Below are 23,449 nucleotides of genomic sequence, written 5' to 3'. Positions count from 1 at the left end.
GTGGAGCGTATCGATCGTCATATGCGGGCGATAAGGGGATCGCTAGCGTTGGCTGAATGAGCGACGCCCACCAGCTGGACCCCGAGATCCTCACCCACTACGAGCTCGGCCTGGAGCACGCCCGGCTGGAGACGGTCAGCCGCATCGAAGGCGTGCGCACCCGCGAGCTGCTGCAGCGGCTGCTGCCCGCGCCGCCGGCCGTCGTGCTCGACGTCGGCGGGGGCGCCGGCGTCCACGCGCTGCCGCTCGCACGCGACGGCTACGAGGTCCATCTGCTGGACGCCGTCCCGCTGCACGTCGAGCAGGCGCGCGCGGCCTCCGCGGCGCAGGAGGCCGACGGCGACGACGGCCTGGCGAGCGCGCGGGCCGGCGACGCGCGGGCGCTTCCGTGGGAGGACGGCTCCGCCGACGCCGTCCTGCTGCTCGGGCCGCTCTACCACCTCGACGGCGACGGTCGCGCGGCGGCGCTGGCGGAGGCCCGCCGCGTCCTGAGACCGCGCGGGGTGCTGCTGGCGGCGGCGGTCTCGCGCTTCGCCTCGACGCTCGACGGGATCCACGCGCGGGCGCTCGCCGACCCGGTCTTCGCCGGGATGTGCGCGCACACGGTCGCGACCGGCGAGCACCGCAACCTCGACGGCCGGGCCGAATGGTTCACGACCGCCCACTTCCACCATCCCGACGAGCTGTGGGACGAGGTCGCCGTCGCCGGCTTCGAGGTCGACGGCGTGATCGCGATCGAGGGCCCGGCGTCGTTCGTGCGCGACGAGGGCTGGTGGCTCGACGACCCCGAGCGCCGCGAGCGGCTGCTGGAGGCGGTCCGCCGCGTCGAGCGCGAGCCGAGCGTGCTCGGCGCCAGCGCCCACCTGCTGGCGGTCGGGCGGGCGTAGCGCGGCGGCGGCGCGTCGGCCGCGGCGACGCCGGCGCCGCCCGCGGCGCGGGAATACGGCGGGCGCCCCACGCGGCGCCCGCCGTGGCGACCGCTCCCTAGACCTTCAGGAAGCGGCGCAGCGAGAGGCCCGAGCCGATCGCGGAGATCGCGATCCCGGCGCCCATCATGATCGCGACGAGCAGGCCGAATCCGATCGTCTCCGGCGCGGCAATCAGCGCGAAGTCGTTCGCGAGCGGGTCGATGATCGCGATCTTGCCGACCGCGAGCAGCAGGATCGCGAGCAGCGTCCCGAGCGCCCCGACGATCACGCCCTCGATCACGAACGGCCAGCGGATGAACCAGTCGGTCGCGCCGACCAGCTTCATCACCTCGACCTCCCGCCGGCGGGCGTAGAGCGAGAGGCGGATCGTGTTCGCGATCAGGAAGACCGAGGCGGCGATCAGCAGCGCGGCGAGCGTGCCGGCCATCAGCTTCACGAATCTCGTCACCTGGAGGATCTTCGTCGTGTCCTCGCGGCGGTCGCGGACCTCGTCGATCGAGCGGTCGATCGGGGTGCGCGCGCCGCCGGCGGCGGCCGGCGCCAGCTCCGACTTGATCGACAGCACGGCGTCGGGGTTCTCCGGCGTGATGCGGAAGGTGTCGGGCAGCGGATTGGAGCCGAGCAGCGCGAACGCCTCCGGGTCCTTCTGCTTCTGCTTCTCGTACGCCTGCTGCTTGGAGATGTACTCGACGCGCTTGACGTTCGGCGTGTCGACGAGCATCGCTCTGACGCGCTGGATGTCTCTCTGCGACGCGTCTCTTCTCAGGTAGACGTCGACGAGCACGCGCTTGCGCACGTCGTTGGCGGCGCCGGTCGTCGCCTGGACGATCGGGATGAAGACGCCGACGACGAGCATCGTCAGCAGGATCGTCGCCAGCGCGGCGAAGCTCGGCGCGGCGTTGCGGCCCAGCGAGCGCAGGGCCTCACGTGTGAAGAACCCGAGCTTCATGCGTCTGCGGGCGTCGTGGTCGTCGCCGCCTGCACCGGTCGGCGCTCGCCGCCGACGGCGCCGTCGCCGTCGATCCGGCGCTCGCGCGCGGCGGCCGCTCTGATCGCGTCGGGGGTGCCGACGACGTCGGGCGTCTGCGGCGGATCGTTGCGCAGGCGCGCGGCGAACTCGCGCGTCGACTCGTCGCGGGCGTAGAGGCCGGTCGCCTCGTCGCGCACGATCCGCCCTCTCGAGAGCTCGATCACGCGGCGGCGCATCTTGTTGACCATCTGATGGTCGTGGGTGGCGACGAGCACGGTCGTGCCGGTCTTGTTGATGCGGTAGAGCAGCTGCATGATGCCGATCGACGTCTCGGGGTCGAGGTTGCCGGTCGGCTCGTCGGCCAGCAGCAGCGGCGGGTGGTTGACGAACGCCCGCGCGATCGCGACGCGCTGCTGCTCGCCGCCGGAGAGCTGGTCGGGGTAGTTGTGCAGCTTCGTCGAGAGGCCGGTGAGGCGCAGGATGTCCGGCACCTTGGCGCGGATGTCCTTGCGCGAGCCGCCCGTCACCTGCAGCGCGTAGGCGACGTTGTCGTAGACGGTGCGGTTGGGCAGCAGCTTGAAGTCCTGGAAGACGACGCCGATGTTGCGGCGGTAGTACGGCACGCGCCGGCGGGTGATCTCCTCCAGGTCGCGGCCGGCGACCGCTATCGAGCCGCCGGTCGGCTCCAGCTCCTTGATCAGCAGGCGCATGATCGTCGACTTGCCCGAGCCGGTCGAGCCGACGAGGAAGACGAACTCGCCGCGCTGGACCGAGAAGGAAGCCTGGTCGAGGCCGATCGCGCCGACGTCGTAGCGCTTCTCGACCGCCTTGAAGTCGATCACCGGCGTGCTGCGCCGCGACGGCGCGGGCGTGCTCGCGGCGGCCTCGGCGTGCTTGGGCGGGTGCGCTGCCGTCGCGCGACGGCGGGCGCTGTTCTTGCGGGCAGGGAGGGCCATGAGTCGTTCGAGGGTAGCGGGCGCGGCCCCGAACCCGTCAACCTGGCGCGCCGCCTGCAACGGGATTTGCAGGGAAAACGCCACGCGCGCGGCGCGACCGCGGCGCCCCGCTATCGTCGACACATGACCGCGATCTCCTCCTCGACGGCCCCCAACGGGCTCCCGATCCACCGCGTCCAGCTCGACGGCACGCGCGCCGTCACGGTCCTCGTCGCGTTCGACGCGGGCGCGCGCACCGAGCGCCCGGAGGAGAACGGGATGGCGCACTTCCTCGAGCATCTCGTCTTCAAGGGCGGCGAGAAGTACGTCACCTACAGAGACGTCAACGAGACGGCCGAGAACCTCGGCGCGCAGCTCAACGCCTACACCTCCCACGACCTCGTCGCCTTCCACATCACGACGCGCGCCGAGACGGCGCTGGAGGCGATCGACCTGCTGACCGACTTCGTCGGCCGGCCGCGGCTCGACGCCGAGGAGCTCGACCGCGAGCGCGGCGTCGTGATCCAGGAGATCGCGCGCGCCAACGACCAGCCGTCGACGGTCGCCGAGCACCTGATCGACAGAGCGGCCTTCGGCGACCACCCGCTCGGCCGGCCGGTGCTCGGCCCCGCGGAGCACCTGCGCGACACCTTCACGCGCGAGGCGATCGTTGCCTTCCGCGAGCGCCAGTGGGCCGGTGCCCGCGGCGGCGCCTTCCTCGTCGGCAATCTCGCCCACCTGCCCGACGACGGGACGCTGGAGCGGCTGTTCGACCGCTTCCCGACGATCGCGGCCAACGGCAGCTACGAGCCGGTCCAGCCGTTCGCGCCGCGCACGCTGGTCGAGGAGCGCGACTCCAACCAGTCGCACCTGCGGATGAGCTACCGGCCGAAGATCGACGTCGGCGACCGCAGAGCGCGCGCGGCGCTGGCGATCTACTCGACGCTGCTCGGCGGCTCGATGGGCTCGCGCCTGTTCGACGAGATCCGCGAGCAGCGCGGGCTCGCCTACTCGGTCTACGCGCTGTCGCACGCCTTCGCCGACGTGCCGATCCTCCAGCTCTCCGCCGGCCTCGAGTCGGGCAAGGCGGTCGAGGCCTACGCGCGGATGCGCGAGATCGTCACCGAGCTGCGGGACGAGGGGCCGACGCAGGAGGAGGTGGCGCGCGCCCGCTCCTACGCCGCCGGCGCGCGGGTGCTGGCGTTCGAGAACACCAACGCGGTCGCCCGCTACGGCGCGACCCAGACGATCGTCTTCGGCGAGCCGGTCGACCCCGACGCGGCGATCGCGGCGCTCGACGCCGTCACCTACGACGAGGTCGCGCAGGTCGCGCGCGAGATCGCCGACGAGCTGGCGATCGCGGTCGTCGGCCCCCACTCCGCCGCCGACTTCGCCTGACCCGGAGGGCTCCGCCGGGCCGCCGCGACCGCCGCTGCGCCCGGTCGGCCGCCGGAGCGCGACTTCCCGCCGCGCCCGCCGTCTCAGCAGCATGGGCAGGACCGTCGCGATCGTCCTCCTCGTGCTGCTTGCGACAGCCCCGGCGGCCGGCGCCTTTCCCGGGCGGAACGGCCTGATCGCCTACGGCTGGACGACGCTCGACGAGCCGGAGCTGGGCCCGTTCAGATACAGCGACGGGATCCGCGCGCTCAAGCCGGGCGGCGGCGCGGCGCGGACGCTGCGCCAGTGCGTCAGATCGCCCGGGCTGCCCGACGCCGGCGACTGCGCCCCGTCGCAGTACGCCGATCCCTCGTGGTCGCCGGACGGGACGCGGATCGTCTTCGACGCCGGCCGAGCGCTCGCGCTGCTCGACGGCGACGGCGGCGCGCTGCGGCTGCTGCCGCCGCGCGGCGAGGACGACGGCGAGCCGGTCTTCTCCCCCGGCGGCTCGCGGCTCGCCGTCTCGACCGCGCGGGGCGCAGACGGCGCGCGCGAGCTGTGGACGAGCGACGTCTACGGCCACCGTGCGCGCCGGCTCGCGGCGAACGCCGCCTCCCCGAGCTGGTCGGAACGAGGCGCGATCGCCTTCGTCCGCGGCGGACAGGTCTGGACCGTCCGTCCCGACGGTCGCGGCCTGCGGCAGCTGACGCGCCGAGGCGGGCTGCGGCCGGCGTGGTCGCCGCATGGCAGCAGGATCGCGTTCCTGCGTCGGGGGACGGTCAACGTGATGAACGCGGACGGCGGCGGGCTGCGAGCGCTGCGGGCGCTGCGCGGCGTCGAGCAGGTGCGCTGGTCGCCCGACGGCCGGCGGCTGCTGGTCGAGCGCTCCGAGGCCGGGATCGAGATCGCGAACCGCGACGGAAGCGGGGCTCGCCTGATCGTCCAGGACGCCGTCGGAGCGACGTACAACTACGCGGCGCGCGGCGTCGACTGGCAGCCGTTGCGCTGAGGAGATTGCGCTCGCGCCGCACGAAGCGCCACAATCGTCAGCGTGGAAGCGGAGGATCCCGGCCTCAACCTGCCCGAGCTGCGCCGCTACGTGCAGCGCGTCAGCGACCGCTGGCCGGTCGAGCACGCGCTGATCGGCGGCGCCCGCGTCGACGACGCGCACGGCGCGCTGCCGCAGCGCGAGCGCGGCCCGGAGTGGGTCGTCGTGCTGATCTCCAGCTTCTTCGACGGCGTGCCGTGGCTGGAGCGCGTGTACCAGGCGGGCTCGCTGTGGGACGCCTCCGAGATGGGCGCGGCGGCCGACGTGCACGCGTACACGCCGGCCGAGTTCGAGCGCAAGCGCGAGGCGCTGCGCCCCGTCCGCGACGCCGCCGAGCGCGGCATCGACCTGTTCGCCGCCGGCCAGGCGCCGGGCGACTGAGCCGCGCGGGCTACCGGCCCTTGGCGTCGCGCCTGCCCTTCGCCTTGGCGTCCCGCCTGCCCTTCGCGTTGGCGTCCCGCTTGCCCTTCGCCTTGGCGTCCCGCTTGCCCTTCGCCGTCGCCTTGGGGCAGCCGTCGACCGCGATCCGCTGTCTGCGGCGGATCAACCTGCCGCTCTGCGCGCGGTAGTCGACCGTCGCGAGCGAGGCCCGTCTCGATCTGACCGTGCACATGTTCGGGATCGTCGACAGCGGGCCGCGTCTGCCGGCGACCAGTCTCAGCGCGAACGACGTGATCGGGACGTCGGGGATCGTGTCGAACGCCGTCTTGATCGTCAGGTCGCGCGGGATCGTCACCCTGCCCGTGAGGTCGATCTCGACCTCGCCGCGCAGCGCGACCATCAGGTCGGGGATTCTGCGCTCCGGGTTTCTGACGAAGTAGGCCGGTCCGCTCAGCGGCGCTCTCAGCAGGGGCGTCACCGCCGTCCCCGTGCCGACCCGCTTCGTGCACTCGCCCGCACGGAACTGCTCGAGCGTGCAGGCGTCGTTGACGACGTTCAGCCGCGCGTTGAGCGTCCGCGGCAGCTTCACCGTGACCGCTCTCAGGTTGCCGTCGCCGGGGCGCGTCGTCAGCCGCGCGGCGAACGGCGTCGTGATCCCGCCGCGCGTGCGGCCTCTCGCACCGATCCGCAGCCCGAGCTTCGGCTTGAAGGGAAGCGCGCGGCAGCCGCCGACCTGGAAGCGCGAGCCGACGCTCGCCGCCGCGCCCTGCGCCGAGCGGATCGTCGCCTCGACGCGCTTCTCCGAGCACGACGTCGGGTTGAGCATGAAGCCGGGCCGGTCGATCGCGATCGAGACCGTCCGCACCCGCAGCGGGATGCCCTGCAGGATCGTCGGCATCGGGTCGGAGGTGACGCGCAGCGCCGCCGTCGTGCGGTCGACCGCGATCGCGGCGCGGACGACGACGGTCCCGAGGTCGAACGGGCCCGCCTGTGCCGGCACGACGATCGACATCCCGAACGGCGCGCCCCTGTACGGCCCGGTGATGTAGACGCGGCCCGACAGCTGGTAGGGGCTCGCGCCCGCTCCGGCGGTCACGCTCGCGCTGCCGATCCGCGACGCCTCGCCGCAGGTGCCGGCGGCGGCCTGCGCCTCGGCGCACAGCTCGGCGCTCGCCAGCATGCCGGTGAAACCCGGCGGCAGCTGCACCGTCAGGTCGCCGAGATCCTGCTGGGCGTCGTCGCGGCCGAACGTGAGCGTGAAGGGCGTGAAGGCGCCCGCCTGCGCGCTGGCCGTCCCGGCGCTGAACGACGGGGCGAACCCGAGCGGCGCGCAGGGATCGCCGTTCGCGTCCTGCGTGATCTCGAACGAGCTGTCGGAGGTGACGCTCTGGCCGCCCCACGACGTGATCGTCGCGCTCGTGGTGTGGGTCCCGCACGTCTGCGGGTTGGTCAGCGGCGCGCGGTCACCGCCCTGGAAGCGCAGCCGCAGCTTCGAGAACGGCAGCTGCGGGTTGTCGGCGAAGACCGCTCTCAGCCGACCGGTGACCGGGTCGGGCGTGATCTTGCCTTCCAGCTTCACGGTCACCCCGTAGCCGCTGGCGATCAGCAGCGTCCGCAGCATCTCGCCGGTCTGCGCGTCCATCGACTTCGGCTGCCCGAGGTGGATCGCGCCGGTCAGCGGCCCCTCCAGCAGCGGCGTCTCGATCGAGACCGTGCCGATCTTCGACGCGGCCGGGCATGCGGGCTGCGCGAGGCTGCCGAGAGCCGCCTGCGCGTCGGTGCAGCCGACCAGGCCATGCGCCGAGGAGGGCGAGACCGCGACGCCCTTGGGCAGCGTCACCGACACGTCGCGGACGGCCGGCGTCGCCAGGCCGTCGGGGTCGTCGGACTGCGGCACCTCGATCGTCACGCCGTAGGGCGAGCCGACGCCCGCGCGCGGGCTCTCGGGCCGCAGGTCGAGCGACGGGGAGAACGACAGCCGCTCGCAGCCGTCGACGCCGTCGGCCGCCTCGAACAGCGCGCCGGTGCTGCGCAGCGGGTTCTGCCACGATCTCACGCGGATCCGCGTGACCGGCGGCGCCCCGCACTCGGTCGGGTTGCTCAGGAACGCTCTGCGCGGACCGCTCCCGGGGCCGCCGTAGGTGAGCGAGCCGCCGTAGAAGCGCAACGGCCCGGGGCCGTTCATGTCGGCCGGCACGCCCCACAGCGTGAGCGTCGAGCCGTAGACCTGCAGGGCCGTCGAGATGTCGCGCAGGTCGGTGACGAGGTGGTAGTCGCCGTCGCTGCGCACCCGCGCGTCGATCATCACGACGACCGACGTGACCTGGAAGGCGAAGCGCGCGGCGACGCCCTCCGGCGGCACGAGGTTGTAGACCGGCACCGCCGCGTCGATCGGTCTCGGGACCCCCGGGATCGGTGCGAAGTGCAGCGTCTCGACCCCGACGATCGACTCCGGCCCGCATCTCATCGCCTTGAACTCCTGGTGGCGGCAGCGCGGGGTCGCCATCGGGTTGCCGATGACGCCGCGCGGCAGCTCGACCGTGACGTCCTTGAGCGACTCGTCCGGGACGGTCTTGCCGTCCGCGTCGAGCGCGGTTCTCAGCATGAAGTGAACCGTCGCGTTCGGGTGCGCGCCCGCCTGCGTCACGTCGTCGCCGCTCGCATCGTGCATCGTCGCCGAGAAGCCCGGGGCGATCCCGAACTTCGCGCTCGCGGGGCTCGCCAGCGCGCATGCGGCCAGCGCCGCGAGCAGGAGTGTCAGGAACGGCTTCACCGCTGGCCTCCCTTCGTCGTCTTCGGAGCGGGCTTGCGCAACGTCACGGTCGTGCGCTTCGCGCCCCTGACGCGCGAGTGCCGCACGGTCACGGTCACGCGCAGCGCCCGGTGGCGCGCCAGGTGGGCGCGGGCGCGCTTGGAGAGGCGCAGCGTCAGCCTCACGCGGCCGCCTCTCGCGAGCTGCCGCGAGGCCGCCGCGACGCGGACCGTGCGGCGGCCGATCCGGCCGCCGACCGTCGCCCGCACCCTGCCGGCGTGGGAGGCGCGCACGACCAGCGTCGTGCGACCCCGTCTCGCCCACGCGGCGCGCTGCCGCTTGCCGATCGCACCGACCGCGAAGGTCGGCGCCCGCGGCGGCACCGGGTCGTCGAGATCGCCGGGCCCGGTGAAGCGTCCGCTCTCGGGCTCGGGCGCGAGGAATCCGGGCGGCGGCGGGCCCTGGCAGTCCTCGCCGCAGACCGGCGGCTGCGTCGGCGCGAGGAAGCCGCCGCCGACGCGCGCGGTGTAGATGTCGGCGACCCCGTTGTCGGTGTCCTGCGGCGCCAGCCGCTCGCCGGTGATCAGGAAGACGTCGGTGCCGTCGGCGGAGGCGCCGGCGAAGACGGCTCCGCCGGGGTCCTTGCCGGACGAGATCAGCGTGAGCTCGCCGTCGCGGTACTGGTAGACGTCGGCGGTGCCGTTCTCGTCCTCGGGGAGGAGCTTGTCGGCGCTGGTGAAGAAGACGCGGCCGTCGTCGTCGATCGCGCCCGACGGCGGGACCCGGTTCGGCGGGACGAACGCCGACAGCCCGGCGTTGTGGAGGTCGGCGAGCGCCTCCGAGTCGCTGCCGTCGGGACGGCAGGAGACGCAGACGACGCCGTCCTCCGGGGCGCCGAAGTCGAGGCTGTAGACCTGCGGATGGCTGCCGGCCCGCGGGTCGAGGGCGCCGCGCGACTCGAAGGCGAGGCGCGTCCCGTCGGGCGAGAGCGCGAGCATCTGCGGCTGCAGCGTCGCGTCTCTGACGGTCGCGACGTGCCGGACGTCGTCGCCGGTCAGCACATAGACGTTGACCCCGCCGGCGACGGCGTCGTCGGTCAGCTTCGTACGCGAGCTGAACCACAGGTGGTCGACGGCGTCGTCGGCGACGATCGGCGACGGCAACAGGCCGGCGCCGGCGGTCGACGCGATGAAGCGCAGCTCGTCGCCGTCGCGGTCGTAGACGTAGACGCCGCCGTCGGAGGCCGCGTCGTCGGTCAGTCTCGTCGGGCAGGCGAACCACGCGCGCGAGCCGTCGGCCGTCGCGGCGAGGAAGGTCACCGTCGCGGTGCAGCCGTCGCCGGCCGCGGCGCCGGTCACGCGGGAGCGCGAGACCCGCCGCGTCTCGGCGTCGGGGCCGAGCGCGTCGACGCGCACGTACAGCTGCGGGTTGGAGGTCGTTCTGTACGACGTGAACCAGACCGTCGAGCCGTCGTCGGAGAGCTCGTTGCGGCTGCCGCCGCCGACGGTCGAACCCGAGGTCGACGTGTTGGCGCCGCTGCCGACGGTCGCGCCGCCGGGCAGCGGGCTGCCCGCCGGCAGCGGCTGGTCGTCGGGCCCGAGCGTCCCGTCCGGTGCGACGCTGACGAGGCGCGTCGTGTCGCCGGCGCGCACGTAGACCTGCTGGGTCGCGTCGTCGGGCTTCGGGAACGGGACGGTCAGGTGCTTGAAGCTGTTGAAGGCGACGACGCCGAGGTCGTCGGTCGCGGCGCCGAAGTCGGCGTCCTTGTTCGCGGTGTCGGGCAGCGTCGGCGGTTGGGTCAGCCATTCGAAGCGGCCGTCGCCGGTGGTGCGCAGCACGTCGCCGTAGCCGGCGTTCGCCCCGGCGCCGGTCCCCTGGTCGTCGGGGCCGACCGGGTAGCGGGTCGCGATCAGCGCGCGCGAGAAGTCGCCCGACAGCGCGACGAGGTACGGCTGGTCCATCAGGACCGGGTTGCGACCCGGAGTCGGCGGGTTGAGCGGGCTCGTGACCCAGCCGTCCTCGCCGCGGATCGCGCGGTAGTTCGCCGACATGTTGCTCGCAGCTCCGGCGAAGGCGCCGGTCGACCAGAAGGCGACCGCGCCAGGTTGGGCGCGGGCCGTCAGCCCGGCCGCGATCGTGCCGCCGTTCTTGTCGACCGGCGAGACCTGCTCGTAGGCGCGGCAGTCGGGCAACCGCGTCGATCCCTGCTGCTCGCGGACCGCGTCGTTGGGGCAGGGCGCCGGCGGCGGCACGGCGACGGCCGGCGCCGCGTGCGCGACGACGCCGACGAGCGCCGCCGCCGCCGCGAGCGCGGGCGTGACCCTCCTTCGGGGCCTGAAGGAACAGTGCATCCGACCTCTCTCTCATCAAGGCAGCGACCAGCCGCTCGACCGGCGACGGCCGAGCAGTCCGGGGGAGTCGTCACGCGCCTCGCTGCCTGCGACCAAGTGGCGCAGATGGCACTTTAGACAACAGTGTTTCTTTCGCGCAACTGTCGTGCGGCCGCCGCCCGCTCCAGCGCGTCGGCCGGGTCCCGCCAGTGCGCCGCGATCTCGATCCGCGTCAGCCGCCACCCCGCCTCGCCGCGAACGGCCTCGAAGCGGTAGCGGCCGCCGAGCGTGAATGGCGCGGCCGCGTCCGCCGCGACCGGGTCGAATCGGACGATCGAGTTGGCGGTCACGGTCGCGCGACTGCCGTCGATCGCGATCAGCCGGTCGGTGATCACGTGCTGGGTGCGGTACGCGCCGTGATTGCGCGCGGCCTGGGCTGCGACCGGCTCGATGCCGGCCGTCGCGCCGCCCTCGGTCGCGATCGCGATCTCCTCCGCCATCACGTCGCGCGGCGGTTCGAACTCGCCTCCGTCCAGCCATCGCCCCAACTTCGAGATCAGCTGGTCGATCTCGACGTGGTCACGCAGCAGCGCCAGCTTGGCAGCCACCCGGTCCGCAGCGGCCCCCTCGACCGGTCCGGTCTCGTCGCGGTTCGCCGTCGTGGTCATCGCACACGCTCCATTCCCGTGATTTGTTGGCACACCCAACGTTGGTTCAACCAACATAGCACTTGAGCGTTGGAGTCGCCAACGAATTCGCTACGCTCCGCCCCGTGGACGAGCGCGACTACGACCCGCCGCAGCGGCTGAGGGCGCTGCCGAGCTGGCAGCTCAACCGCGCCGCGCAGGCCGCCCACGAGCTGACCGCCGACGCGTTCGCGCGGGCCGGCGCCAGACGGCATCACTACTCGGTGCTGCTGGCGCTGCGGGAGTCGGGCCCTGCGAGCCAGGCCGCGCTCGGCCGCAGGCTGGGGATCGACCGCAAGGACATGGCAGCCGTCGTCGCGGCGCTGGAGGGCGACGGGTCGGTCGCGCGTCGGCGAGACGCCGGCGACCGCCGCCGCAACGTCGTCACGATCACCGCCGACGGCGAGCGCACCCTGGCGCAGCTGGACGACGGGATCGCCGCTGCGCAGGAGGAGCTGCTGTCGCCGCTGACCGCGACGGAGCGGAAGGAGCTGACGCGCCTGCTGGAGCGCGTCGTCGCGCGGCGCGACGAGCGGCGGGCGCGCGGCTGACGTGCCGGCCGGCGCCTGCGGCCGGCACGCTGACGGGCGGCGCACGCGGGCGCCGCCCGCCGCGACTCGGCCTACGCGTTGATCGCGACCATCCGCTCGATCGGGATGCGGGCGCGCTCGGCGATCGCCTCGGGCACCTTCACCTCGGTGCGGTTCTCGCGCAGCGCGTCGCGCAGCTTCGGCAGCGTGATCATCTTCATGTAGCGGCACGAGGCGCGCTCGTTGGCCGCGATGAAGTCGAGGTCGGGCGCCGCCTCGCGCAGCGGGTGCAGCATCCCCGTCTCGGTCGCGACGATCACCGGCTTGTCGGAGCCCCGGTGCTGCTCGGCGTATCTGAGCATCCCGCCGGTCGACAGCATGTGGACGCCGGCGGCGTCGACGTCCCCGGAGACGACATACTCCATCACGCTCGTCGAGCAGCCGCACTCGGGGTGGATCAGGAAGTCGGCGCCGGGGTTGGCGGCGCGGACCGCGGAGATGTCGTCCGGTCGGATCCCGGCGTGGACATGGCACTCGCCGTCCCAGACGTGCAGCCTGCGGCCGATCCGCTTCTCGACGTAGGCGCCGAGGAACATGTCGGGGCCGAAGAGGATCTCCGTCTCCGGGCCGTGCTCCGCGAGGATGTGCTCGACCACTCTGACCGCGTTGGAGGAGGTCACGCAGTAGTCGGTCTCCGCCTTCACCTCGGCGGTCGTGTTGACGTACATCACGACGATCGCGCCGGGATGCTTGGCCTTCCACGCCCGCAGCTGGTCGGCCGTGATCGAGTCGGCGAGCGAGCAGCCGGCGTCGACGTCGGGGATCAGCACGGTCTTCTCGGGCGAGAGGATCGACGCCGTCTCGGCCATGAAGTGGACGCCGCAGAAGACGATCGTCTCGGCGTCGGTTCTGGCCGCCCACTGCGACAGGCCCAGCGAGTCGCCGACGTAGTCGGCGATGTCCTGGATCTCCGGCAGCTGGTAGTTGTGGGCGAGGATCTTGGCGCCGCGCTCGTCGGCGAGCGCGCGCACCTCTGCCTGCAAGGCGGGGATGTTCTCCAGCATCAACGGCGCGACGGGGGCCTGGGCGCCGCTGTTCGCACTTGGTGATTGCACCATGGGGAGGCTCATGTGACGGTCTCCAAGAGGAGGGACAGATCGAGTGCCGGGGCCGAGTGCGTCAACGCCCCAACTGAGATGAAGTCTACGCCGGTCGCTCCGATCGCTCTCAAACCGTCGAGCGTCACGCCGCCGCTCGCCTCCAGCGAGGCGCGCCCGGCCGTGCGCGCGACCGCCTCGCGCATCGTCGCGAGGTCCATGTTGTCGAGCATCACGCGCCGCGCCCCGGCGGCCAGCGCCTCCTCGAGCTCGGCGAGGTCGGTCACCTCGACCTCGATCGGCAGGTCGGGCCGCGCCGCGCGCGCCCGCCGCACCGCCTCCCCCACGCCGCCGGCCGCGGCGGCGTGGTTCTCCTTGATGAGGATCTCGTCGAACAGGCCGATGCGGTGGTTGACGCCGCCGCCGGCGTGGACGGCCGCCTTCTCGACCATCCGCAGCCCCGGCGTCGTCTTGCGCGTGTCGAGCACGCGCGCGCCGGTCCCCTCCAACGCCCGCACGCAGCGGGCCGTCAGCGTCGCCACGCCCGACAGTCGACCGAGGAAGTTGAGCGCCGTGCGCTCGGCTGTCAGCAGCGCGCGGGCGGTGCCCTCCGCCTCCAGCACCGGCCCCTCCTCGCGCCAGATCCCCTCCTCCACCTTGCGCTCGATCCGCACGTCCGGATCGCAGGCGCGCAGTGCACGCTCGGCGAGCGCGAAGCCGTAGACGACGCCCGGCGCCTTCTGGCGGACCCGCGCCCGCGCGCGGGCGCCGGGGTCGACGGTGACGGCCGCGGTCGCGTCGCCGTCGCCGACGTCCTCCGCCAGCGCGCGCGCCACCAGCTCGTCGAGCAGCGCGGGGTCGAGTGCGGGGGCGCGGCGGTCGCGGTCCTTGCGATCAGCCGGCTGGATCGGGGTGGATTCGGAGGACATGGATCGTCTCGAAGGCGGGGTCGCTGGCGCCGTGCAGCCGCGCGCCGGCCGTGACGAGCTCGCGCAGATAGGCGACGACCTCGGCGGTGACGCGCTCGCCGGGCAGCAGGGCGGGGATGCCGGGAGGGTATCCGGCGATCGCCTCGCACGAGACGCGCCCGATCGCGTCGTCGACCGCGATCGCCTCCGAGTCGCCGAGGAAGGCTTCGCGCGGAGAGGCCGCCAGCTCGTGCTGGAGCGCCGCCGGCGGGCGCGTCAGCGCCGCGGCCTCCCCGCCGGGACGCGCGATGCGGGCGATCGTCTCGGCGAAGTCGTGGGCGAACCGCTCGAGCGCGTCGGGCGGCTGGTCGAGCCCGAGCACGAGCACGAGCGTCGCGTGGGTCGCCAGCTCGACGTGGACGTCGTAGGCGGCCCTCAGCGCCCCGGCGACCTCGTAGCCGCTGCGGCCGCTGCCGCGCACGTCGATCACGATCCGCAGCGGGTCCCAGCCGGCGACGCCGGGCGTGCCGACCAGCCCGTCGCCGACGACCGCGCAGCCGGGCGTCGCGTCGATCGCCGCGCGGGCGCGCTCGGCGGCGCGCAGCGTCCGCGACAGCAGCGCCTCGCCGTGGACGGCGAGCTGCCGGCGGGCGCCGTCGAGCGAGGCGATCAGCAGCGCGTTCGGGCTGGTCGAGCGCACCAGCCGCACCGCCCGCGCCATCCGCGCCTCCTCGACGCGGCCGTCGTGGGCGAGGTGGAGCATCGCCGACTGGGTGAGGCTGCCGACGATCTTGTGGGTCGAGGTGATGACGGCGTCGGCGCCGAGCGCGAGCGCCGAGGCCGGCAGCTCCTGGTGGAAGCCGAAGTGCGGCCCCCACGCCTGGTCGACGACGAGCGCGGCGCCGGCCTCGTGGGCGATCTTCGCGCAGCCCTCGACGTCGGCGGCAAGGCCGTAGTACGTCGGCGAGACGATGAAGGCGGCCGTCGCCCCGGGCGTCCGCGTCAGCGCCGCGGCGAGCGCCTCCGGCGTGACGCCGTGGGCCATCCCCAGCTCGGCGTCGTACTCGGGTGCGACGAAGCTGGGGACCCCGCCCGAGAGGACCAGCCCGTCGACCATCGACGCGTGCGCGTTGCGCTGCAGCACGACCGGCGCGCCGAGCGGCGCCAGCGCGAGGCAGAGCGCGTGATTGCCCTGCGTCGCGCCGTTGGTGAGGAACCACGTGCGGCGGGCGCCGTGGGCCTCGGCGGCGAGCCGCTCGGCCAGCTCGTACGGCGTCGGCGAGGGCCCGATGTCGATCCCCTCGGTGTCCTGGGGCAGGTCGAGCAGCAGCGCGTTCTCGCCGATCGCGTGCAGCAGGCCGGGATCGGCGCCCTCACCGCCCTTGTGGCCGGGGACGTGGAAGCGGGTCGAGCCGCGGAAGCCGTGCGCGACGAGCGCGTCGAGGTATGGCGCGGTCGGCTGACGTCCGTCAGGAGCCGGCCGCGCCATCGCGCTTACTTGGCCGCCGCCTGGAGCAGGTAGGCGCGGACGAAGCCGTCGAGGTCGCCGTCGAGCACGCGGCCGGTGTCGCCGACCTCGAACTCGGTGCGGTGGTCCTTGACCATCGAGTACGGGTGCAGGACGTAGGAGCGGATCTGCGAGCCGAAGTTGACGTCCTGCGCCTCGCCCTTCTCGCGCGCGATCTCCTCCTGGCGTCTTCTCTCCTCCAGCTCGACGAGCTTGGAGCGGAGCATCGCCAGCGCGGTCGCGCGGTTGGACGACTGCGAGCGCTCGTTCTGGCACTGCACGACGATGCCGGTCGGCTTGTGCGTGATGCGGACGGCCGAGTCGGTCTTGTTGACGTGCTGGCCGCCGGCGCCGGAGGCGCGGTAGGTGTCGACCTGGAGGTCGTCGTCGTCGATCGCGACCTCGGCGGCGTCCTCGACGACCGGCGCGACCTCGAGCCCCGCGAACGAGGTCTGGCGGCGGTTCTGGCTGTCGAAGGGACTCAGGCGGACGAGCCGGTGGACGCCCTTCTCGGCGCCGTAGAGGCCGTAGGCGTTCTCGCCTCTGACGAGGAAGGTCGCCGACTTGATGCCGGCCTCCTCCCCCGGGCTCGCCTCCAGCAGCTCGACGTCGAAGCCGCGCTTCTCGGCCCAGCGCATCTCCATCCGCAGCACCATCTCCGCCCAGTCCTGGGCGTCGGTGCCGCCGGCGCCGGCGTTGACGGTGACGAGCGCGTCGCCGGCGTCGTATCTGCCGGAGAAGAGGCGCTCCTCCTCCAGCTGCGCGAGCCGCTGCTCGACGCTGGCGATCTGCTCGGCCAGCTCCTGCTCGAGGTCGGGATCCTCCTGCGCCATCTCGGCGAGCGGCTCGAGATCCTCGACGTCGGTCGACAGCGTCGTGTACGCCTCGAGCTTGCGCGCCGCGCGCGCGTGCTCGGCGCTCGTCTTCGCGGCCTTCTCCTGGTTGTCCCAGAAACCGGGCTCGCCCATCTCCTGCTCGAGCTCGCCGACCCGCGCCTCGAGGCTCTTCGGGTCGATGTAGTCGTCGAGCAGCGACAGCTGTCTGCGGATCGCCGCCAGACGCTGCGGGATCGGCTCTGAGGATGCGGCGGGGGGCGTGGCAGCCATACCCCTCCAGGCTAGCCGAGTGGGGTCCGGCCGCGCGGCGCGGGCGGGCTCCGCGCCGTCATCGCGCGTCCGCCCGAAGGCACCGGTCCGCGCGTCGGGCACGCTCAGTCGCCGGACGGCCGCCCCGATCCTTCTCCACGCCCGGAGGAGCCCGAGCCGCGCGAGGAGCCAACCGGGCCCGACGAGCCCGAACTGCCGCCCGCGCCGGACGAGTCGCCGCTCTGGCCGTGCGAGCCGCCGCTGCCGCCCGCGCCGGACGAGTCTCCGCGTTGCCCGTGCGAGCTGCCGCCGCCGCCCGCGCCGGACGAGTCTCCGCTCTGGCCGTGCGAGCTGCTGCCGCCCGCGCCGCCCGGCGAGCCGGCGCCCGGGGAGCCGCCGGCGCCGTCGTCGCCGGCCCGCCCCTGTGCGCGGCCGCTCGCGCTGGAGACGCCGCCGCCGGAGTCGTCGCGGCGGCCCTGGCCGCGCCCGCCAGCGGCGTCGCCGCCGCGCCCGCGACCGCCGCTTCCATCAGCAGCCCTGCCGACCCCTTCGGCGCCGCGGCCGCGCCCTGGATCGCCGCGGCCGTCGTCCTGCCCGCCGCGTCCCTCGCTGCCGCGCTCCCCGCCGCGTGCCGTGCCGCCGCGCCCACCGCCGCGTCCGCGCCCATGGGCGCCACGGTCCTCGACGCGACCGCCGCGGCCCTCGTCGTCGCGCTGGCCGGTTCCGCCGCGCGGGCGACCGTCTCCGGAGCGACGGTCCCGGCGGTCGCCGTCGCCGCGGCCGCGTCGGTCGGCGTCGTCGCGCCGACGGCCGTCGCGCTCCTGCCCGCCGCGTCGCGCGTGGTCGCCGAGCGCGATCCCCCTGACAGGCACGGCGGGCGCTCCACCGCGGCCGGTCTCCGCTCCTGGTCCTCCTCCGCCGCTCTTCGCCCCTGGTCCGGCGAGCCCGCTCTGACGCACCGGCGCCGGCACCGGATCGTCGGGGCGCCCTCTGCCGGCGGTCACGCCGGCGGCGATCGCGCCGCCGGCGACGACGACGGCACCGGCCTTCAGCACGGTCCCTGCGAGCGTAGCGCCGCCGGCACCGACGGCGAGGTCGGCGAGCCCTGGACCGGCGGCGCCGCCGAGCCCGGCGATTCCGGGGCCGGCCGCGCCGCCGAGACCGGCAGCCCACGAAGCGAGCGGCAGCGGCGTGAGCGCCGTCGCGGCCGTTCGCAGCGCGGTGCGGGCGCGGTGGACGAGCTGGCGGACCGCCCCCTCGCTCAAGCCGAGCGCGGCGGCGACCTCGCGGCGGCTGCGCCCGGCGAGCGTCGTCTGCACGAGCGCGTCGCGCTGATGCGCGGGCAGCTCCGCGATGCCGGAGAGCGCCGCGCGCAGCCGCTCGCGCTCCTCCGAGGCCGCCGCGGCGTCCCGGCCCGCGAGCGCGGCGGAGCCCGTCGCGGCGCGGCGACGCATCGCGGCCTCCTCCAGCGGGTCGGCGTAGGCCAATCCCTCCTGCTTGGCGACGCGGATCGCCTCGTGGCGGACGATCTGATGCAGCCAGCCGCGCAGGTGCGACACCTCCGCGCCGGCGGCGAGCGCCGCCCAGGCGCTGGTCAGCGCCTGCTGGACGACGTCCTCGGCACGGCTGTCGGGCGCGATCCGGCGCGCGAAGGCGACGAGCGGCCTGCGGTAGCGATCGACGATCGCCGCGAACGCCCGCTCATGACCGGCGCGCGTCAGCGCGACGAGCCGCTCGTCGGTCTGCGTCCTCAGCAGCGCGTCGGAGAGCCGCGGCTTCACCGCCTCGACTCCCGCCCGCCGGAGTGGAGATCAGTCGTCGTCGCCGCCACGGCCGCGGCCGCCGCGCTCGCCGTCACCACCGCGCCCCCGGCCACGGTCGGCGCCGCGCTCCTCGCCGCCGCGTCCGCGGCCGCGATCGCCGCCGTGCGGCCCGCGGCCGCCGTCGTCGCCGTCACGGTCGCCGACCGGTCCGCGGCGATGCGGGTTGTCGTCGCCGCGCAGCACCTTGACGCGCGTCGCGGTGATCGTCGTGCCCTCGACCGTGCCCTTCACGAGCACCTGTCGACCGACGGCGGGGATCGCCAGCTCGCCGGCGAGCACGGTGTAGGTGCGCGTCGCGCGGTGCTTGCGCCCGTGCTTGGCCACCTTGCGGCGCTGCTTCGCCGTCTTCGCGACCGGCTTGCGGTTCTTCGCCTCGAGCGTGAAGCTTCTCGCCGCCTCGTCGCGTGCGGTGACGATCCCGACGACGCGGATCCGTCTCGCGGGCGCCTGCGCGGGCGTCGTCGTCGTGCCGGTCGTGCCGGTCTGCGTCGTCCCGGTCGTGCCGCCCGGTCCGTCGTCGGCGCCATGGCGCGCCAGCGCCGTCGCGGTCGCGGTGCCGAGCAGCAGCGCGACCACCACCATCGCGACCTGGGCGATCCGTGTCGTTCGGCCGTTCATCCGTCCTCCTCGTCTCCGTCTGTGGCGCGACGCCGTCGGCGCCGCCTCGCATGGGAAGAGGCGGCGGCGACGGAAAGGTCACGCCGAAGGGTAGGCCGAGGTCGGCGAAGCGACCACAGCTGGCGCGCCGGCGCTCAGACGAGCGGCGCGCTCAGCTGCCGTGGCACTTCTTGTACTTCTTGCCGCTCCCGCACCAGCAGGGGTCGTTGCGGCCGATCTGGTCGACGGCGTCGACCCTGCGCTGCTCGACTCTCGGGCCGGCGTCCGGCTCCTCCGGGGCGGGCTGCTCGTGCGCGCCGAGCGCGGCCGCGTCCGGGTCGGTCGCCATCGCGGCGTACGGAGCCATCGTGCTGCTGGCAGAGCCCGAGTAGGTGAAGCCGCCGCTCGTCCACGAGCTGTTGCTCGTCGTCGTCGGCACCTGCGGCGGAGCCGGCGCGGCCTGCTGCTGCTCCTCGCCGGTCTCGACCTGGACCTGGACGTTGAAGATCATCCGCGCGAAGTCGGACCAGATCGTGTTCATCAGGTCCTGGAACAGTCTGTAGCCCTCGTTCTTGTACGCGACGATCGGCTCGATCTGGGCGAACCCGCGCAGGTGGATGCCCTCGCGCAGGTAGTCCATGTCGTAGAGGTGCTCCTGCCAGCGCTGATCGATGATCTGCAGCAGCAGGTAGCGCTCGAGCATGCGCATCAGCTCGTCGCCGAGCTCCTCCTCGCGCTCGTCGTACCGTCTCATCGCCTCGTCGGCGAAGAGGCGGATCAGCTCCTCGCGCTCGATCGAGTCGGGGTCGACCTCGTCCTGGCCGATGCTGAGCGGGAATATCTCGCCGACGCGGGCGAACAGGCCGTCGACGTCCCAGTCCTCGATGTAGTCGCCGGGCGTCGACTCCTCGACCATGCGAGCGAGCATGTCGCCGATCTGCTCGCGGGCCTCGTCGCCCATGTCGCGGCCCTCGAGCACCTCGTCGCGGTAGGCGTAGACGATCCGCCGCTGCTCGTTCATGACGTCGTCGTACTCGAGCACGCGCTTGCGAATCAGGAAGTTCTGCTCCTCGACCTTCTTCTGCGCCTTCTCGATCTGCTTCGAGAGCAGGCCGGCCTCGATCGGCTCCTCCTTGCCCTCGTCGTCGGTCGTGCCGAAGCGGTCGAGGATCTTGTAGATCCGCTCGCCGGCGAAGAGGCGCACGAGGTCGTCCTCGGCGGAGAGGTAGAAGCGCGTCTCGCCCGGGTCGCCCTGACGGCCGGCGCGGCCCCGCAGCTGGTTGTCGATGCGGCGCGACTCGTGGCGCTCGGTGCCGATGATGCAGAGGCCTCCGGCCTCCTCGACCTTCGCGCGGTCGGCGGCGACTCTCTCCTCGAACTGCGGGAGCAGCTTCGCCTCGTGCTCCTCGTAGTCGGGATCGCCGGGTCTGAGGCCGAGCTTCGCGAGCTCCTTGCGGACGAGGTGCTCGGCGTTGCCGCCGAGCTTGATGTCGACGCCGCGGCCGGCCATGTTCGTCGCGATCGTGACGGCGCCGGGGCGGCCGGCCTCGGCGACCGTCTCGCCCTCGCGCTCGGCGTGCTCGGGCTTGGCGTTGAGGACGGTGTGCGGGACGCCGTGGCGTCTCAGCCGCTCGCCGAGCAGCTCGGAGACCTCGACCGAGATCGTGCCGACGAGCACCGGCTGGCCCTTCTCGTGCCGCGCGACGATCTCGTCGACGACCGCCGTCCACTTGCCTTCCTTCGTCTTGAAGACCTGGTCGTTCTGGTCTATCCGGATCATCGGCCGGTTGGTCGGGACCTGGACGACGCCGAGTCTGTAGATCTTCATGAACTCGGTCGCCTCGGTGATGGCGGTGCCGGTCATGCCGGACAGCTTGTCGTAGAGGCGGAAGTAGTTCTGGTAGGTGATCGTCGCCATCGTCTGGTTCTCTTCGGTGACGGCGACGCCCTCCTTGGCCTCGACGGCCTGGTGGAGGCCCTCCGACCAGCGGCGGCCTTCGAGGATGCGTCCGGTGAACTCGTCGATGATCACGACCTCGCCGTCGATGACGGCGTAGTCGACGTCGCGTCTGTAGAGCGCCTGGGCGCGCAGCGACTGGATCAGGTGGTTGACGAGATGCCCGTTCTCGGCGCGGTAGAGATGGTCTATGCCGAGGAAGCGCTCGGCCTTCTCGACGCCGCGCTCGGTGATCGAGACGGTTCTGTGCTTCTCGTCGAACTCGTAGTCGTAGTCCGCGACGAACTCCTTCTTCTGCCGCGGGTCCATCCCCTCCGGTCTTCTGCCCGGGGTCAGCATCGGCGCGAGGCGCGCGAATCTCGCGTACAGCTCGCCGGCCTCCTCCGGTGCGCCGGAGATGATCAGCGGCGTGCGCGCCTCGTCGATCAGGATGTTGTCGACCTCGTCGACGATCGCGAAGGTGTGGGCGGCCGAGCGGCGGTCGAGCCGGTCCTTGGCGCTGCGGATCTCACCGAGGTCGCGGCCGCCGTGCTGGACCTTGTCCTCCAGCGAGCCGGCCATGTTGTCGCGCAGGTAGTCGAAGCCGAACTCGGAGTTCGTGCCGTAGGTGATGTCGGCCGCGTAGGCGGCGCGCTTCTCCTCCGCCGGCTGCATGTTCTGCAGGACGCCGTAGCTGACGCCGAGCAGGTCGTAGATCGGCGACATCCACTCGCAGTCGCGGCGGGCGAGGTAGTCGTTGACCGTGACGATGTGGACGCCCTTGCCGGCGAGCGAGTTGAGGATCGCGGGCAGGGTGCCGGTCAGCGTCTTGCCCTCGCCGGTGCGCATCTCCGCGATGTTGCCGTCGTGGAGGACCATGCCGCCGATCATCTGCACGTCGAAGTGGCGCATGCCCATCGTGCGCCGGCCGGCCTCGCGCACGAGCGCGAAGCAGTCGTAGAGCAGGTCGTCGAGCGGCTCGGCGTTCTCGCCGCGGGCGCGTTCGCGCAGCTCGTCGGCGGCCTCGCGCAGCTCCTCGTCCGACATCGCCTCGTACTCGGGCTCGAGCGCGTTGATCTTCGCAACGCGCTGCTCGTACCCCTTGAACTTCTTTCCTTCGCCAAGGCGAAGCGCCCGATCGATCAACGACATGGGGCTAGCGTAGCATCGGCAAAGGGGCCGAATGCAACCCTCGTGTGATGGTTCAGACTGATGCCCGCAAACCCCGCTCCGCAGGCGGTTTCCGGGCCTGCGGAGCGGTTGCTAAAGGGCGATTAAATATCTTCCGGCGCGGCGCTACGTCTGCGCCTGCGCACCCCATGCGGCCGCCTGCTGCGCCGCGCGCGTCTCGCGCCGCTTGCGGCGCTTGTCCCGGTGGCGTTTGACCTGGACCGCGAGCTGGTCCTCGCAGAGGTTGATCGCGTGCCCCATGTCCGCGGCCGAGGCCCTTGCTCGCAACGTCACGCCTTTGAGCTTGAGCGTCGCCTCGGCGATCTGCGCCTCGGCGATCGAGGGGTTGCTCTCCTCGATCAGCTCGACCTCGAGCTGCGCCAGCTCCGACACCTGCCGCGCGATCTTGCGGAAGCGACGTTCGATCTGCTCCCGCTGGGCCTGGGTGACGGACGTGTTGCGTCCCTTGACCTCGATGCGCATGGGCTCCCCCTTCTCTGGGTGGGCACGTGGTGTACCTCGATAGTAGTCCCCGCGGAGGCGGGATCGGAAAAAGGGCTGGACGAAATGTCCGGAGCCTCCGGACGGCGCCGGCCGCTGGCACGTCGACGTCATGGCAGCGCACGCGCGTAGGCGACCGCCGCGACCCGCTCGGCGCCGGCCGCGCGCAGCGCTCGCGCGCAGGCGTCGAGCGTCGCGCCGGTCGTGTGGACGTCGTCGACCAGCAGCGCGCGGGCCGGCGCCCGGCCGGCGGCGGCGAGCGCGAGCCGGCCGCGCGCCAGCCGCGCGTCGCGCGAGGCGCCGAGCTGCCGCGTGGCGGCGCCGCCCCGCCGCAGGCAGGCGGCGAGCGGCAGCCCGCGGCGACGGGCGAGCGCGGCCGCGATCAGCTCAGCCTGGTCGAAGCCGCGGGCGCGACGCCGGGCCGGGTGCGACGGGACGGGCACGAGCACGGCTCCGTCGAGCAGGGCGGCCGGAGCGCCGGCGGCGATCTGCGCCGCCATCAGGTCGGCGACCGGCAGCGCGCCGCGGAACTTCAGCGCCGCGACGAGCGCCCGCGCCGGTCCGTCGTGCGCCAGCGGCGCCCACGACCGCTCGAAGGCGGCGCCGGCGGCCGGGCAGGTCGCGCCGCACGGCGACGGCAGGCCGCAGCGCTCGCAGCGCGGGCCGGTCAGCCACGGCAGCGCCCGGCGGCAGCCGGCGCAGAGCCGCGCGCCCGCGTCGCGCAGCGGGGCGCGGCAGGCGAGGCAGGCCGGCGGCACCAGCGCCGCCAGCAGCTCGGCGGCGACGCGGCGCAGCAGCTCTGCGCCGCCCAAAGCGGAGTCGCGGCGTGCCATCGCGGCAGCCTCGCCGACACCGTCGCGGCCTCGCCACCCCGCGACTGCCACAAT

General features: G+C 73.5%; 19 protein-coding genes. 5 read left to right on the top strand and 14 right to left on the bottom strand.

What is annotated here, in order from left to right; all coding sequences use genetic code 11:
- Window positions 1-56: 56 nt before the first annotated feature.
- A complete protein-coding gene (locus tag BDZ31_RS20120; RefSeq protein ID WP_183344494.1) occupies window positions 57-887 on the top strand; it encodes a class I SAM-dependent methyltransferase in 831 nt (276 codons plus the stop codon).
- A 97-nt stretch (window positions 888-984) separates the two neighbouring features.
- On the opposite strand, the gene ftsX is transcribed toward BDZ31_RS20120, so the two are convergent.
- The gene (gene ftsX, locus BDZ31_RS20115) at window positions 985-1,878 is read right to left on the bottom strand and encodes a permease-like cell division protein FtsX (RefSeq protein WP_183344492.1); all 894 of its coding nucleotides are present in this window, start codon (window positions 1,876-1,878) and stop codon (window positions 985-987) included.
- Window positions 1,875-2,855 carry a cell division ATP-binding protein FtsE gene (gene ftsE / locus BDZ31_RS20110; RefSeq protein WP_281381772.1) on the bottom strand — a complete coding sequence of 327 codons (981 nt, stop codon included), beginning with the start codon at window positions 2,853-2,855 and terminating at the stop codon, window positions 1,875-1,877. Before ftsE ends, ftsX begins: the two co-directional genes overlap by 4 nt.
- 123 nt (window positions 2,856-2,978) lie before the next feature.
- Here ftsE and BDZ31_RS20105 point away from each other — a divergent pair, with 123 nt between their 5' ends.
- From BDZ31_RS20105 to BDZ31_RS20095, 3 genes are all read left to right on the top strand, one after another.
- Window positions 2,979-4,232, top strand: coding sequence for a M16 family metallopeptidase (locus tag BDZ31_RS20105; RefSeq protein WP_183344490.1), 1,254 nt, complete (start codon window positions 2,979-2,981; stop codon window positions 4,230-4,232).
- Window positions 4,233-4,323: 91 nt separating this feature from the next.
- On the top strand, window positions 4,324-5,220 hold the full coding sequence (locus tag BDZ31_RS20100; protein WP_183344488.1) for a PD40 domain-containing protein: 897 nt from the start codon (window positions 4,324-4,326) through the stop codon (window positions 5,218-5,220).
- 42 nt (window positions 5,221-5,262) lie between these two features.
- Window positions 5,263-5,640, top strand: a complete 378-nt coding sequence (locus BDZ31_RS20095; protein ID WP_343075644.1) for a hypothetical protein — start codon at window positions 5,263-5,265, stop codon at window positions 5,638-5,640.
- 10 nt (window positions 5,641-5,650) lie between these two features.
- On the opposite strand, the gene BDZ31_RS20090 is transcribed toward BDZ31_RS20095, so the two are convergent.
- The 3 genes from BDZ31_RS20090 to BDZ31_RS20080 form a co-directional block, all read right to left on the bottom strand.
- Window positions 5,651-8,413 (bottom strand): hypothetical protein, encoded by a 2,763-nt coding sequence (locus BDZ31_RS20090; protein WP_183344487.1) that lies wholly within the window; start codon window positions 8,411-8,413, stop codon window positions 5,651-5,653.
- Window positions 8,410-10,743, bottom strand: coding sequence for a TolB-like translocation protein (locus BDZ31_RS20085; protein WP_183344486.1), 2,334 nt, complete (start codon window positions 10,741-10,743; stop codon window positions 8,410-8,412). The genes BDZ31_RS20090 and BDZ31_RS20085 overlap by 4 nt, the downstream gene beginning before the upstream one ends.
- 113 nt (window positions 10,744-10,856) lie before the next feature.
- Window positions 10,857-11,390, bottom strand: a complete 534-nt coding sequence (locus BDZ31_RS20080) for a nuclear transport factor 2 family protein (protein ID WP_183344485.1) — start codon at window positions 11,388-11,390, stop codon at window positions 10,857-10,859.
- A 104-nt stretch (window positions 11,391-11,494) separates the two neighbouring features.
- Between BDZ31_RS20080 and BDZ31_RS20075 the strand changes: the two genes are divergently transcribed.
- Window positions 11,495-11,959: a MarR family transcriptional regulator gene (locus tag BDZ31_RS20075; protein WP_183344484.1), complete on the top strand. Its 465-nt coding sequence runs from the start codon at window positions 11,495-11,497 to the stop codon at window positions 11,957-11,959.
- Between the two features lie 71 nt (window positions 11,960-12,030).
- Here BDZ31_RS20075 and nadA read toward each other — a convergent pair whose 3' ends face one another.
- The 9 genes from nadA to BDZ31_RS20030 all read right to left on the bottom strand — a co-directional run bounded on the left by nadA (window position 12,031) and on the right by BDZ31_RS20030 (window position 23,395).
- Window positions 12,031-13,002, bottom strand: coding sequence for a quinolinate synthase NadA (gene nadA, locus BDZ31_RS20070; protein ID WP_343075651.1), 972 nt, complete (start codon window positions 13,000-13,002; stop codon window positions 12,031-12,033).
- A 62-nt stretch (window positions 13,003-13,064) separates the two neighbouring features.
- On the bottom strand, window positions 13,065-13,964 hold the full coding sequence (nadC, locus tag BDZ31_RS20065) for a carboxylating nicotinate-nucleotide diphosphorylase (protein ID WP_183344482.1): 900 nt from the start codon (window positions 13,962-13,964) through the stop codon (window positions 13,065-13,067).
- A complete protein-coding gene (locus tag BDZ31_RS20060) occupies window positions 13,930-15,432 on the bottom strand; it encodes an aminotransferase class I/II-fold pyridoxal phosphate-dependent enzyme (protein ID WP_183344481.1) in 1,503 nt (500 codons plus the stop codon). The genes nadC and BDZ31_RS20060 overlap by 35 nt, the downstream gene beginning before the upstream one ends.
- Before the next feature lie 5 nt (window positions 15,433-15,437).
- A complete protein-coding gene (gene prfB, locus BDZ31_RS20055) occupies window positions 15,438-16,556 on the bottom strand; it encodes a peptide chain release factor 2 (RefSeq protein ID WP_183344478.1) in 1,119 nt (372 codons plus the stop codon).
- A gap of 104 nt (window positions 16,557-16,660) precedes the next feature.
- A complete protein-coding gene (locus BDZ31_RS20050; protein ID WP_183344476.1) occupies window positions 16,661-18,316 on the bottom strand; it encodes a sigma-70 family RNA polymerase sigma factor in 1,656 nt (551 codons plus the stop codon).
- Window positions 18,317-18,346: 30 nt separating this feature from the next.
- A complete protein-coding gene (locus BDZ31_RS20045; protein WP_183344474.1) occupies window positions 18,347-18,976 on the bottom strand; it encodes a hypothetical protein in 630 nt (209 codons plus the stop codon).
- A 151-nt stretch (window positions 18,977-19,127) separates the two neighbouring features.
- Window positions 19,128-22,043: a preprotein translocase subunit SecA gene (gene secA, locus BDZ31_RS20040; protein WP_183344472.1), complete on the bottom strand. Its 2,916-nt coding sequence runs from the start codon at window positions 22,041-22,043 to the stop codon at window positions 19,128-19,130.
- A gap of 144 nt (window positions 22,044-22,187) precedes the next feature.
- On the bottom strand, window positions 22,188-22,544 hold the full coding sequence (gene hpf, locus BDZ31_RS20035) for a ribosome hibernation-promoting factor, HPF/YfiA family (RefSeq protein WP_183344470.1): 357 nt from the start codon (window positions 22,542-22,544) through the stop codon (window positions 22,188-22,190).
- Window positions 22,545-22,672: 128 nt separating this feature from the next.
- Window positions 22,673-23,395: a ComF family protein gene (locus BDZ31_RS20030; RefSeq protein ID WP_183344468.1), complete on the bottom strand. Its 723-nt coding sequence runs from the start codon at window positions 23,393-23,395 to the stop codon at window positions 22,673-22,675.
- Window positions 23,396-23,449 lie beyond the last annotated feature (54 nt).

Source organism: Conexibacter arvalis (assembly GCF_014199525.1).
GTDB classification, from domain to species: domain Bacteria; phylum Actinomycetota; class Thermoleophilia; order Solirubrobacterales; family Solirubrobacteraceae; genus Conexibacter; species Conexibacter arvalis.
The sequence above is the reverse complement of the archived record's forward strand: the minus strand, read 5'-3'. Positions and strand labels throughout refer to the sequence as shown.

Coding starts and splice junctions, on each gene's coding strand:
- BDZ31_RS20045 (WP_183344474.1), bottom strand. CDS start 18,976: ATGAACGGCCGAACGACACGGATCGCCCAGGTCGCGATGGTGGTGGTC.
- ftsE (WP_281381772.1), bottom strand. CDS start 2,855: ATGGCCCTCCCTGCCCGCAAGAACAGCGCCCGCCGTCGCGCGACGGCA.
- BDZ31_RS20030 (WP_183344468.1), bottom strand. CDS start 23,395: ATGGCACGCCGCGACTCCGCTTTGGGCGGCGCAGAGCTGCTGCGCCGC.
- nadA (WP_343075651.1), bottom strand. CDS start 13,002: ATGCTGGAGAACATCCCCGCCTTGCAGGCAGAGGTGCGCGCGCTCGCC.
- nadC (WP_183344482.1), bottom strand. CDS start 13,964: ATGTCCTCCGAATCCACCCCGATCCAGCCGGCTGATCGCAAGGACCGC.
- BDZ31_RS20120 (WP_183344494.1), top strand. CDS start 57: ATGAGCGACGCCCACCAGCTGGACCCCGAGATCCTCACCCACTACGAG.
- BDZ31_RS20085 (WP_183344486.1), bottom strand. CDS start 10,743: ATGCACTGTTCCTTCAGGCCCCGAAGGAGGGTCACGCCCGCGCTCGCG.
- hpf (WP_183344470.1), bottom strand. CDS start 22,544: ATGCGCATCGAGGTCAAGGGACGCAACACGTCCGTCACCCAGGCCCAG.
- secA (WP_183344472.1), bottom strand. CDS start 22,043: ATGTCGTTGATCGATCGGGCGCTTCGCCTTGGCGAAGGAAAGAAGTTC.
- ftsX (WP_183344492.1), bottom strand. CDS start 1,878: ATGAAGCTCGGGTTCTTCACACGTGAGGCCCTGCGCTCGCTGGGCCGC.
- BDZ31_RS20060 (WP_183344481.1), bottom strand. CDS start 15,432: ATGGCGCGGCCGGCTCCTGACGGACGTCAGCCGACCGCGCCATACCTC.
- prfB (WP_183344478.1), bottom strand. CDS start 16,556: ATGGCTGCCACGCCCCCCGCCGCATCCTCAGAGCCGATCCCGCAGCGT.
- BDZ31_RS20100 (WP_183344488.1), top strand. CDS start 4,324: ATGGGCAGGACCGTCGCGATCGTCCTCCTCGTGCTGCTTGCGACAGCC.
- BDZ31_RS20080 (WP_183344485.1), bottom strand. CDS start 11,390: ATGACCACGACGGCGAACCGCGACGAGACCGGACCGGTCGAGGGGGCC.
- BDZ31_RS20105 (WP_183344490.1), top strand. CDS start 2,979: ATGACCGCGATCTCCTCCTCGACGGCCCCCAACGGGCTCCCGATCCAC.